The following is a 12,225-nucleotide window of genomic DNA, read 5'->3' on the forward strand; positions in this document are numbered from 1 at the left end:
GCTAAGACTTATTATTACCTACTATGTAATCGTAGCCATTCGTTTGTATCTAGACCAACTCTTAATAATTGTGAAGCTACACTATTAGATAAAGACTGAGAAACGCTACTTTTTAATTCACCAAGCCATTTGAATTTCATTACCTCTGGTACGCCTTCATGGCAATGATACGCTGAAGAGGTGAAAAAATGATTATTTTCAATAAACTCACTCAATACCTCACCTCTTCCTTTGTCTGGATAAAAACTAAATGATTTAACAATGAAATTGGGGACAAATAACATTTTCAAAAATCCATTATCTGATTCAATAACAGAATTAAATTTTTTACTGCCATCTTCATATGTGGATTTTATAAAAATGAAATCAGTTTCAACCTTTAACCTCAGGCTATCACATAACGGTTGTACACAAACATATAAATCATTACCACATTCAACAACGGTACCTTGCTTTAATGAAACAGGTAACTGAGAGTTATATAATTTTACATTTCTACGGGTTTGTTCTAGCGAAGATAAGTTCATCATGAAATTATCTTGTTCTTCACCTAAACGAAGAGAGATAGCACCTTTTTTAAATTTACTTGGAGTTATTCCCAAGTCAGTTAATGTTTGATCGTAATTATGATGTGAGTTTAGTGCTAAAAGTTCACTCAACTCGTCATTATCTAATTCTTTATTATCATTACCAAAATTAATTTTGAACTTATCATCATTTCCAGAATTAATATGTTTGGGCCATTCTGTAAGATTTCGTTCAGAAATAGAATCTTTGAGTTTTTCACTTGTTTGCAATATAGCTCTAATTTCTTCTGATATCAAATCTACAGTATAATCAAAAGCTACATTGTGAGTATTAGGTCTAGACTCAGGAAGTGACATTACACCTAAAACATGAGAGATAAATGCAAAGTCTAATTTTTTATTATATTTAAAGAGTAAATTATGAGTTTTATCTCTTATTTCCGCCACACAAGTAAGTGCCGAATTCGATAACATTCCTGAAGTTAGCTCAACGAACTCATTTACAACTCGCTCTGGCAATTTATCTGGTTCAATACTATTCTTACTTAATACAACAACTCTCCAACCGCATGAATTACCATTTTTAACAAGATCAATTTCATTCAATTTAACATTTATAGAAAAGTCATCAAATTGTGCTATGGAGTCCTTCAAGTTATTAGCAAGGACATCAACTATATCCTTATTAAAATGAACTTCTGGGACACCTGTATATATGACAACCAAACGCAACCGCCCTCCTTCTTTACAGTCTGACTTTGCTAATTCATTTATTACAGCTCGAGCGGCACTACCATCTTTTTGTTTTTCCATCTCCCAATCAAGAATTGCTAAATCAGCATTTTTTGCAGTTTTATAAATATTATAAATACATTTATCATAATCATCTGAAAAATCAGGTTTCAAGCCACTACAAATTAACCCCATCTCTGAGAATGAATTAGCTAACATCTGATAGTCTAAATAATGACTAAATTCTACTTTTGGGGGAGTGTTATCAGTAGCATCTTGGTTACCAAATCCATCACCTGGATCAGAAGCAGACGAATCCATATCGTCACTAGGAATCTCATCATCAGGAAAATTATTTATTTGTCCGAATCCAAGTTGGTCATCAACCGCAAGAACAGTTTGTAAATAGCTTGTAGCTACTATTAATGAGCTAGTTTTAAAATTTTCTTCATTAGCCATTTTGTTTTCCTAATTCTAGGTTCTTGATTAAGAACGTTGCACCTTCATCTGATGAATAGTCTCCGAGTTCTAAATCTAAACCAACTTGATTCAGTGTTTGCTTCGTAACGTATAACCCCATTCCTCGTCCATGAGGCTTTCTAGTAAAACCAAATTCAAAAATATTAAGTCTATCTCTTATGGGTATTCCTGGTCCTGAATCAGTTATATAGAATCCATCTTCAATAGCGCCGAGTTTAATGTATCTTCTATTCTCTGAACGGCTCAACCAGTAAATTGAGTTATCAATGATATTAACAAAGGCTGGTAATAAAGAAGATGTGTATGTAAACATACTAGATTCTTTAAAAGATGAATCAAAAATCAATTCGATATCATTTTCTTCAAGTTTTTCTTCAAATAAATCTCTGACAAAAGAATAGATTACACTACCACTAACATATACTTTCTTTCGCGTTAGTCGTCGCCCTAATGGAGTGAACAACTTCAAGTAGCCATCTAGATGGTCAAAGCTAGCACGAATATTATTCAAATAATGAGTCGCTTTCTGACTTCTTGCCAATAAAGGTTGAAGTTCCTTAATACCTCTCCTAACACTTCTGATATGACTTTCAAATTCATGATGAATCACACCGATGGCCATTCCGAGTTGAGCCAACTCCATATTATTATTATGTTCTTCTTTAATGAGCTCAAGTTGTGATTCTAAAGATGCAATCAAAGAACTAGAAGAAATGGAATCATCGAAATTACCAAACTTTGAACTATTTAACTGATTTGTTAAATCATCAAGCTTAGTAGTAATTTGGCTTGTTGTTTGCTCTAATTTACTTTCTACAGTTTCTTTAATAACAGCCAACTCTGCATGTGATTTAGAATAGACATCCGTCGATAGAAAATCAGAGAAAGTTCGGCTGAATTCAGACTTCGCATTTTCACGGCTTGTCTTAATATCATTAGAAACCAACTTTTGTAAATCATTTAGTAAATTATTTAAGTTACTAACTTTATTTCTAATTTCTTTATCATAACTTTCAATAATTTGCTCAATAGAATTACTCAGCCTATTTTTAATTTCAATTGGCGATTTTGTTATACCTTCAAAGTCTAACAACATTGTTTCCAATTTTCTTTTGGCTGGTTTAATAATGTTGGCATATATTTCTTGCTTATTGACTTGATATGAATCCCAGTCATCACCGAGAGATTTAGTTAATCCAAGCCCTGCTGGCTTTGAAATTTCTAACTCTTCAATGAGTTTTTTAAAATCAATATGGATTTTATTTTCTAGACCAAAAACGAAATCTTCTAAATGATCGTCAAAATTATTTTCATTTTCAATTTTCTGTTGAACCCACTTAACTGTTTTTTCGACTTCTATTTCCCAATATTTTTCATGTGACTTTTTAAAGAATTCATTCAAACTTTCTAAAAGTTTTTTTCTTTGATGTGAAACCGTTTTACTTCTTTTCTTTAAGTTTTCATGATCTTTATTTAATCTATCCTTTTTTTCGAGAAAGAAATCTGAATAATCACCACTCTTGTTGAAGATATCTATAGCTACTTGTATAAAAAGGTTTTCTAAGATAGATTTAAACTCTCTGAAAGCTTTATTTTCAATAAATCCTTCTCTACCTGCCTTTTCTTGTAAGAAACTATTATTATCTTTAGTTAGCTCAATAAACCCTATCATTCTTCGGTAAGAGAAAAATGCAGTGGAGGCTTTTAATGTCCTCCTTTTTTCAATTTGAAGAAAGTCATAATCAACATCACCATAAGGTAGAATTCTAATACCATCCCTATAAACGTAAAGACCACCTATTCTCTCAGTTTTAAGAGTTAGATCTTTCCATATATCATAAGGGAGTTTTGAGTCCTTAGCACTACCTTGGACGTATGCTAAATTAAATCTAAATGGACCACATTTTGTAAATCTATTCCCTCCTTCAGTCCAAGAGAGGGTGTAATCTTTAGATTCTTCACCATAAATAGTGATCTTTCCATTAAACTGACCAAATTCATTAAACTCACCCACTATATGATGGTCAGCTTTCAAATATTCTTCAGAGGTAAAAAATGCATTTTCCCCGATCAACTCACGAACTTCATTTGACAGAGTATGATATCGAAACTTTGCCAATATTGGAGGCCTTACATCAACATGCATTGTATTTGTAAAACCTAGCAATCCCTTCTCTAGTCTAGATGCATCATTTTTTACAGAAGATGCAAAATCACCAATATCATCAATTAAAGCTTCGTCAATTGGAGATATAATGAAATGAGTTCCATGCCCCTCACCAACTAGACTTGGACCAACACCAATCCTATTAATCATACTCGGATCAATTGTCGAGAATGAATCCAACTGACTTTTGATCGTTTGTAATCCAAACAAATCATCAGGCACTGTTGTTTCTTTAGGATTATTTTTTAAATACTCTGAATTTAATTTATCTTCAATCTTTAAAACATTTTCAAGAGATTCGTTAATCAAACTATGAAATTGCTCTGTTGATAAGTACTCACCGCCAGGTACCTCTAACATTGGAATGTCAATTTCTTCTAAGTCAAGCCCAGGCAATTCGAATAATGACCAATTAACAAACGCTACAGTCAAATTTGACAGTTCATAATTATGCTTTACATTTTGATTATCATCTGAGTGTTTATTACTATTAGTATCATCGATATACTTTTTTGACCGGGTAAGAACTAGTACTTGAGGACCTATTGCCGCAATAGCTAATCGACCTATCCCTTTTTCACCCATAACGACTCTTCGGGATTTATTCAAGTCAACACTCGGCATACCCATACTACCAGCATGAGAATATTTACTATCCGTACCAATTGTTAACCAGCGACTTTCAAACTCTTCACGAGTCATTCCTAAGCCATCATCACGAAGTATCAATAAATTTCGTTTTCTAACAAAATCGACTTCAACATTATCCGCATAAGCATCATGAGCATTTTTAAATAATTCATTCAATGCAGTAGGGATACCAGCAATTTGCTGCCTACCTAGCATGTCCAAAGCTCTAGCTCTAGTTCTTATTTTCGCCATTTTTTGCCTTTAGTTCTTAAATTTACGCAAAAAAAAAGTGCCTAACATTGTAGGCACTTTTTTTAATTCAATCTACTGCATATCTCTGTTATGAGATGCCTACCAAGTTCTATTGGTACAGCATTTCCTATCTGCCGGGCTTGCGCTGTGGCGTTACCGTGGAAGATGTAATCATCAGGGAACGTCTGGAAGCGGGCTGCGTGACGAAGTGTAATACCATGGTTATGCCAAAGGTGTACAAACCGTCCCTTTGAAGGGTTATAGCAGCCTGTTGTCATTGTCGGACCTGGTATATGGTATCGAACACGACCATACACATCTTTGTGACCTGAATGTCCATTACTGTGACATGGTAACTGCTCGTCAAATTCATCACGACTTCCATTCGGCCCCAGTTTGGCAAATCGTTGAATCAGCTCTGGCGTATGATTCATATGAAAGGCACAAGGGTCTTCCTCTGGCGACGGAATCGGCTTTCCAAATTGTAAGGAATCTATAAGACTCCATGCTTGTTCATGCTCCATACCGTCTTTCGTTACAAATCGGGCAAACAGACGATCAAGCTCTTCTTGTGGTGGCCTTTCGAACACTGTAGAAGCCGTTAACCAAGCTGGTTGTCGTGTTCCTGGTTTGAAATGCGTCGCGCGTGGTGGCCATTGAATGTCATCAAGTTGAATGTCTTCCCTTACGCCAAGAATAAAAACCCGCAGACGGTTTTGTGGCACGCCATAGTCTTTAGCATTGATTCGTTCTGGTTGATAAACGTTGTAACCATTCTCGCTGGCTAAATCTAAGAACTTATTAAGGTGCTGTTCATGGCGTTTCCATAGCAAACCAGGCACGTTTTCCACTAAGAAAACTTTTGGTTTTATTGCATGAACGAAATCAAAATATTTAATCAATAGTTGATTTCTTGGATCATTAACTGAACTGTCGCCCAGCCGGTGCCCAGAAAAACCCTGACAAGGCGGACCACCTAACAATAGGTCTAGTTCTCCTTCCTCTATGCCGAGGTCGGCCATAAATTGAGGAATATCTATGGCGTTAATATCCTTAGCGTGTACCTGCGTTGGTACATTCAACCGCTCAACTAAGTTGTTTTGATATGTTGTTGCAGCGCTTTGATCAAACTCAACAGCTGCAATAACGTCAACACCTGCCTTATGCGCGGCTAACGAAAAACCACCTGCCCCTGCGAATAAATCAATTGCTCTCATGAACCAACAACACCAAAAAAAAGACTATAAAAACAGGCCGATTATACAGTTGAACTTCAATTACACCACAAGGAAAAAGTCAACTGCCGAATATGTGTTCAATCATATGTTTGCTATATGCATCAATAAACATTGAAAACAAAGGAAACGGCCCTAGAATAACTGTATATAAAAACAGTATATATGATTATGTCCGTTAGAAAACAAAAAGATGGTACCTGGATTTGCGAATGCTACCCTCAGGGCCGCGAAGGTTTGCGTGTTAGAAAGAAGTTCGCAACCAAAGGCGAAGCTACGGCCTTTGAACGCTTCACGATGCGTGAGATAGACGACAAGCCCTGGTTAGGAAAGTCGGCGGATAGACGTCACTTAACTGACTTATTGGAAGTCTGGTACTCGCTCTATGGGATCAGTTTGGGCAATGGGGCATTCATTAAGAGCAAGATGCTCAAAATGGCTGAAGCAATGGGCAACCCTTTAGCGCCCAAGTTTAGCAGCAAGGTGTACTCTAATTTTCGCCAACTTCGCTTATCTGGTGATATCAATTTTGTTGACCAGCGATGGCAAAAGGGAAAACCCAGCATTGCTACCATCAATTCTGAGCTTGCACGATTCAAAGCTGTGTTCAGTAAGCTGAAGGAACTGGGTGAATGGGATGGCCCTAACCCACTCGAAGACATCAAGCCACTGAAAGTTCACGAACGTGAAATGGCATTCTTGAGTGAGGATGAAATTCGCTTACTTCTGGAGCATGTTTCGGCACACTCGCGTAAGGACATGCTCAAAATCGTGAAGCTATGTTTGTCTACCGGTGCACGATGGAATGAAGCCGCTCAATTACGTGGTAGTCAGCTCAGCAAATACAAGGTCACGTTCACCAACACCAAGAACAAGAAAAATCGCTCGGTACCCATCAGCCAGGAACTCTACGACGAGATCTATAAACCCACATCGGGTAAGCTGTTCGAAGAATGCTATACCCCTTTTTGCTACCTTTTAAAAAACAAGGTATGTGATGGTCTTCCTGCCGGCCAGGCTACCCATGTTCTTCGCCATACATTTGCCAGCCACTTTATGATGAACGGTGGCAATATCCTCGTGTTGAAAGAAATTCTCGGCCATGCTGATATTGGGATGACGATGCGTTACGCACACTTCTCTCCCGATCACCTCACTGATGCACTCACAAAGAACCCACTTTCAAGCCTTTAGCACCCTGCCGCCAGTGGCGACAAAATGGCGGCAGACATGAAAAACATAGCAAAAAACCGCCCTAAATAGCTGTATATCCATACAGAAAAACAAACCAAGATAAAAATAAGTTATTGAAATATAATGAAATGAGTGATTTTTATGAAATTCTATGGCATGTCATCCCAGAGCGCGATGGACAAGCACTCCGGCGGCGTAGCCAACTACCGTGCTGCTGAAGGAAAGACCGTACTCTTGCCATTCCGTGGCCCAGTAGAAAACACCATTCAGGACATCATGGGCGGTGTGCGCTCAACCTGCACCTACGTTGGCGCGGCGAAGCTGAAAGAGCTAACAAAACGCACCACGTTCATCCGCGTCCGCGAGCAGGAAAACAACGTTTACGGTAAAGAGTAAACTCGGTTTTTCCGCAGTTTTTAGGGCCGCTTTTAAGCGGCCTTTTTCGTTGCCAGAATCGCCTAGTGGCGACACCTGCGACTTTATTGTTGAAACAACCATAAAGTGATATTTACCACCATAACTTGATATTGTAGTGGTTAACATAAAGTCTGGCATCAACTACAACTGTTGCAGCGTCGGACCGAGCTTTCTGGAACGCCCATGGACAGAAATGTGTTAGTGCTCTAGCACTAACACAGCAACGATAGATTAGAAAAATTATCTAAAGCCGTTAAACACTTCTATAAAAGTTATAATTAAACGCAGAGCTTATCTATTGATTCAACAATGCTTCTAGCCTATTACTAGTGCACTCCTCAGATTGACAATGAACAGCGGCTCTCTGTGACAAACCAAGTCTAACCCTAACAATCCGAAGCAAATATAAGGCTAGCTATTCAAAGTCGCCATATCAATTACAAACCTATATTTTACGTCTGCATTCAATAGTCTTGAAAACGCGTCATTAATATCTTGGATATCGATCATCTCAATATCTGCCACCACATTGTGCTCACCACAAAAATCGAGCATCTCCTGAGTTTCTTCTAGGCCTCCGATAAGAGACCCGGTCAAACTTTTTCCACGGGCAATTAATGGACCGGACTGAACCGCTGGCTCTAACGGACCAAAATAACCAACCAGCACCAATGCACCATCTGGCGCTAGCGTGTTGATATATGGGTTGACATCGTGATTGTAAGGAACGGTGTCGATGATCAAATCAAACGTACTTTTCACGGTTTGCATCTGGGTGTCATCAGTAGAAATAATGACGTTATCCGCACCAAGGCGATACGCATCTTCTTCTTTGCCTTTTGAGCGGCTAAACAAGGTGACCTCTGCGCCCATTGCTTTTGCCAGTTTGATCGCTATGTGGCCTAGTCCACCCAGCCCCACGATTGCAACTTTTTTCCCCTCTCCAATCTTCCAACGTCGTAAAGGTGAATAAACCGTGATGCCCGCGCAAAGCAAAGGAGCAGAGCCAGCTAAATCGATGTTTTCAGGGATATCCAGTACAAAGTTTTCTGAGACCACAATTCTTTCAGAGTAACCGCCGTAGGTTATTGAGCCATCGAAACGGTCCCGCCCGCCATAAGTAGTGACTAGATTGTCGCAGTACTGCTCCTGGTGATCTGTGCACGAAGAGCATGTTTGACAAGAGTCCACCAAGCAACCCACGCCAACAGCCTGCCCAACTTTGAACTTTGTTACGTCCTTTCCAACTTGTTTCACCCGTCCGACAATTTCATGGCCGGGCACCATTGGGTATTCTTCCTTTCCCCAATCACTGCGCACATGGTGAATGTCAGTGTGGCAGATACCACAATACAAAATGTCAATTTCAACATCATCAGCTCTAAGCTCTCGACGCTCAAACGAGTACGGTACTAGGTCTGCCTCAGATGAGTGCGCGGCATATCCCTTTACTTTTGAATTCATTGTTTACTACCTATTTGGTGAGTATATTTATGTCTTGGTTCTCAACCACAACAGAAGTTTGTCCTTGTCTCAGTAAGTTCAAAATGGCTGTTCCTACTTTTTCGCTGTCGGTAATCATCGACGGGAAAGCGCTTCGTACTAAACGCATTAACCAGCCTGTGTAGCGATACAGTAGTCGGTATGTGGTTTCCTTAGACTCTTCACCGTTCATCGGAATAATTAACGCTGGTCTAAGCAAGTAAACGGCTTTAAAGCGCATTCTCAGCAAATCGTTTTCAGTTTTTCCTTTTATACGTGCCCAAGCCACTTTTCCCGTTTCACTTGAATCCGTACCCTTACCGGAGATATAAACAAAACTCATATCAGGGTTCGCCTCAGACATTGCTTTTGCGACCGCCAAAGGTAGCGTCTGATTCAGGTTTAAATATTCTTTTTCAGTGCTACTTCCTATTGAAGTACCTACGCAGAATAGACATGCATCAAACTGAGAAAGCTTGTTCGTCAACCCTTCATAATTAAACATATCGTCCAGGATTAGACTTTTTAACTTAGGGTGCTCTACCATTAGCTTACTGCGACCAATGGCCAGAACTTCAGTTACATCATTCGCGTTTAGGCACTCCCTAAGGGTCGCACGACCCACCATGCCAGACGCCCCGAATATTATTAGCTTCATATTGTTTCCAGTAAGAGAAGGATCAGCGACCGCGTCCGCAGCACTGCGCGTTAACACAGTGCTGCTTTTCGACTATAGGTTTTCTTTGTAGAACGGGATCAGCTTTTCTAGCGCCATGCCTACTGGCTCCGGTTTGTCATAAAGATCATAGTGAGACCAACCTTGCAACTCTACTAACTTTTTATTCTTTGAAGCCGCTCGGCCTATGATTTCACAACCGTCTCGATACGCGCCGAACGCACCTACTTTGTCGCCGACAACAACCAGAAGAGGTTGAGTTAAAAGTACTTCGGCCAAATGGAATGCATCCCAACCCACTGCTGCTGCTTGGTGAGAAAACATAGAACGATTGACGCCGTTTGGTTTACGACCACGATCTGAACGGTAATATTCAGTTGCACCCATTAAATCTGTTTCTACGAGGCCTAAACTTCTCGCTTCTTCTGGAGATGAAGGCAATAAATCATCAACTCGAAGCTGCTCTCCGCGCACTTCGGCGGTGCGTTGAGCTGCCATAGCTTCCATTGCACTGATAGGGTCAAAACCGCTAAAACCTTCTCTCATTAATCGACCATAGTTTGCGCCCGTGATGGTACCAACGGCTTTTATACGTCGTTCTGTCATTGAAGCGTTAATAGCGTAACCGCCACCGCCACATATCCCCAACACACCGATTCTGTTTTCATCAACATATGGCAGTGTCATTAAGTAATCAGTAACAACTCTAAAGTCTTCAACTCGTTGTGTTGGGTCTTCGATATAGCGAGGCTCACCACCGCTTGCACCTTGATAACTTGCGTCAAATGCGATTACTACAAATCCCGCTTCAGCTAGAGCCGCACCGTATACTTCACCTGAGGTTTGCTCTTTACAGCTACCTATTGGATGGGCACTGATAATGGCTGCATACTTTTTATCTTCACTGAAGCCTGGCGGATAGTAAATGTCAGCGGCAATATCCCAGTATTTGTTTTTTATCATTACACTTTTCACAATAAATTCCTCATTAACAATCTGTTTTACGAGGAAATTTACAGGCAAACGTTATTGCGATTGTTTTGTAAATCACCTCTGTAGGTTTCATTCCCGTTAACTAATCACCTAAGGAGATTGCTCAACTCTAGAAGCTTGTCGTCAGGCTTAGGTAACCGGAAACTGAGTTAAATATAGATTTGTTATTTGGATACAACAAGCACATAATAATGACTACAGAATTAAGCAACACTTAACAATTGGGTTATATTTATGGAACCATCACTACTCCCAGCGCTTTTGTGGTTTGTTCGCATTGCACATCTAAAAAGTTTTACTAAAGTAGCTAGAGAGTTCAGGGTTACTAGGGCTGCCCTGTCTCAAAACCTAAAATCTCTGGAACAGAAATTAGGCGTCACGTTGATCTATAGAACGACCAGAGATATGTCCCTTACCGAAGAGGGACGATTATTGTATGAAACTCTGCAACCAGCGCTTGGGTCAATTGAAGAAGCATTACGAAATATTGGTCAAATCAATGTCGAGCCTACAGGGCTGTTAAGAATTAATACTTCCAGAGTCGTAGCAAAGTATATTTTAGAACCCCATCTCGCGGAATTTTTGACCCGATATCCGAAGTTAAAAATCGAGCTAATTATGGACGACGGATTAGCCAATATAATCGCGGATGGGTGCGATGCTGGTATAAGATTGGGGGAATCTCTGGCAGAGCATGTCGTAGCGATCCCTATCACTCCAATGTTGGAAATGGCGGTAGTTGGGTCACCTCAATATTTTGAAACATATGGCACCCCGGCCAAACCTTCAGATCTCGTTAATCACAACTGTTTAGGCTTTAGAAACTCAACAAGCCACTCTTTGTATTCCTGGGAATTCACGGATCCGAATGGCGGAGATTTTGAGGTTCAACCTAACGGCAAACTTATTACAAATGATGATGAAGGGATGATTAGGGCTGCGGTAAACGGTATTGGGTTAATACAACATATAAATTTCGCTGTCAGAGAGCATATAGAGAGCGGTAAATTAGTCAGAGTGCTAAATGAATGGTGTTCACCATTCACTGGTTTTTTCCTCTACGTCCCATCACGCGAAAATATGCCAGCCAAAACTCGTATTCTCATTCATTTTCTAAAGGAGAAAAGAGATCTCTGGTAAAGCACTATTAGATAAACACCTCATCACATTAGGAAAAGTAGGTCAAAACATAGTAATCAGAAATCATAGTTTATCTGGTTCCATCAAGGAGTGGGGCAAATATGAGTTAAAGAAAACCGTTCCTAAAAAACGACACACTCAATTGGAATGTCATTGATTTACGCAATTGAGTAACTATCTCAGCTTCTACTGCAATTTATGTTGAAAATTGGGGAAGATATGTCATAAGCAGACATAAATGCGAGCATCATATCAGAGGCTTATCGAACCAATCTCACCATAATATGACATAGAAATGAA

The 12,225-nt window shown here is 39.5% G+C and carries 8 protein-coding genes and 1 pseudogene; 3 read left to right on the forward strand and 6 right to left on the reverse strand.

All coding sequences use genetic code 11. The annotated features are described in order from the left end of the window. Nucleotides 1-14: 14 nt before the first annotated feature. From FH974_RS21630 to FH974_RS21640, 3 genes are all read right to left on the reverse strand, one after another. Entirely contained in the window at nucleotides 15-1,718 is a 1,704-nt protein-coding gene (locus tag FH974_RS21630) for a response regulator receiver domain (RefSeq protein ID WP_207103758.1), read from the reverse strand. Beyond that, complete coding sequence (locus tag FH974_RS21635; RefSeq protein WP_207103759.1) at nucleotides 1,711-4,788, reverse strand: ATP-binding protein; 3,078 nt, start codon at nucleotides 4,786-4,788, stop codon at nucleotides 1,711-1,713. The genes FH974_RS21630 and FH974_RS21635 overlap by 8 nt, the downstream gene beginning before the upstream one ends. Before the next feature lie 62 nt (nucleotides 4,789-4,850). Beyond that, complete coding sequence (locus tag FH974_RS21640; RefSeq protein ID WP_207103760.1) at nucleotides 4,851-6,005, reverse strand: DNA cytosine methyltransferase; 1,155 nt, start codon at nucleotides 6,003-6,005, stop codon at nucleotides 4,851-4,853. Between the two features lie 189 nt (nucleotides 6,006-6,194). Here FH974_RS21640 and FH974_RS21645 point away from each other — a divergent pair, with 189 nt between their 5' ends. Next, nucleotides 6,195-7,217, forward strand: coding sequence for a phage integrase (locus FH974_RS21645; RefSeq protein ID WP_207104247.1), 1,023 nt, complete (start codon nucleotides 6,195-6,197; stop codon nucleotides 7,215-7,217). Between the two features lie 138 nt (nucleotides 7,218-7,355). Beyond that, nucleotides 7,356-7,613: pseudogene (locus FH974_RS21650) on the forward strand (IMP dehydrogenase); the annotation flags it as partial. Nucleotides 7,614-8,045: 432 nt separating this feature from the next. Here the strand turns inward: FH974_RS21650 and FH974_RS21655 are convergent. From FH974_RS21655 to FH974_RS21665, 3 genes are all read right to left on the reverse strand, one after another. Further along, nucleotides 8,046-9,098, reverse strand: a complete 1,053-nt coding sequence (locus FH974_RS21655; RefSeq protein ID WP_047885894.1) for an NAD(P)-dependent alcohol dehydrogenase — start codon at nucleotides 9,096-9,098, stop codon at nucleotides 8,046-8,048. A gap of 10 nt (nucleotides 9,099-9,108) precedes the next feature. Next, nucleotides 9,109-9,774 (reverse strand): NAD-dependent epimerase/dehydratase family protein, encoded by a 666-nt coding sequence (locus FH974_RS21660; protein WP_047885895.1) that lies wholly within the window; start codon nucleotides 9,772-9,774, stop codon nucleotides 9,109-9,111. Nucleotides 9,775-9,846: 72 nt separating this feature from the next. After that, nucleotides 9,847-10,755: an alpha/beta hydrolase gene (locus FH974_RS21665; protein WP_207104248.1), complete on the reverse strand. Its 909-nt coding sequence runs from the start codon at nucleotides 10,753-10,755 to the stop codon at nucleotides 9,847-9,849. Nucleotides 10,756-11,019: 264 nt separating this feature from the next. Between FH974_RS21665 and FH974_RS21670 the strand changes: the two genes are divergently transcribed. Further along, nucleotides 11,020-11,925, forward strand: a complete 906-nt coding sequence (locus tag FH974_RS21670; RefSeq protein WP_107193877.1) for a LysR family transcriptional regulator — start codon at nucleotides 11,020-11,022, stop codon at nucleotides 11,923-11,925. The last annotated feature ends 300 nt before the right edge of the window (nucleotides 11,926-12,225 follow it).

Origin of the sequence: Photobacterium ganghwense, assembly GCF_017329545.1 — a bacterium.
Lineage (GTDB): Bacteria > Pseudomonadota > Gammaproteobacteria > Enterobacterales > Vibrionaceae > Photobacterium > Photobacterium ganghwense.

Coding starts and splice junctions, on each gene's coding strand:
- FH974_RS21630 (WP_207103758.1), bottom strand. CDS start 1,718: ATGGCTAATGAAGAAAATTTTAAAACTAGCTCATTAATAGTAGCTACA.
- FH974_RS21635 (WP_207103759.1), bottom strand. CDS start 4,788: ATGGCGAAAATAAGAACTAGAGCTAGAGCTTTGGACATGCTAGGTAGG.
- FH974_RS21640 (WP_207103760.1), bottom strand. CDS start 6,005: ATGAGAGCAATTGATTTATTCGCAGGGGCAGGTGGTTTTTCGTTAGCC.
- FH974_RS21645 (WP_207104247.1), top strand. CDS start 6,195: ATGTCCGTTAGAAAACAAAAAGATGGTACCTGGATTTGCGAATGCTAC.
- FH974_RS21655 (WP_047885894.1), bottom strand. CDS start 9,098: ATGAATTCAAAAGTAAAGGGATATGCCGCGCACTCATCTGAGGCAGAC.
- FH974_RS21660 (WP_047885895.1), bottom strand. CDS start 9,774: ATGAAGCTAATAATATTCGGGGCGTCTGGCATGGTGGGTCGTGCGACC.
- FH974_RS21665 (WP_207104248.1), bottom strand. CDS start 10,755: ATGATAAAAAACAAATACTGGGATATTGCCGCTGACATTTACTATCCG.
- FH974_RS21670 (WP_107193877.1), top strand. CDS start 11,020: ATGGAACCATCACTACTCCCAGCGCTTTTGTGGTTTGTTCGCATTGCA.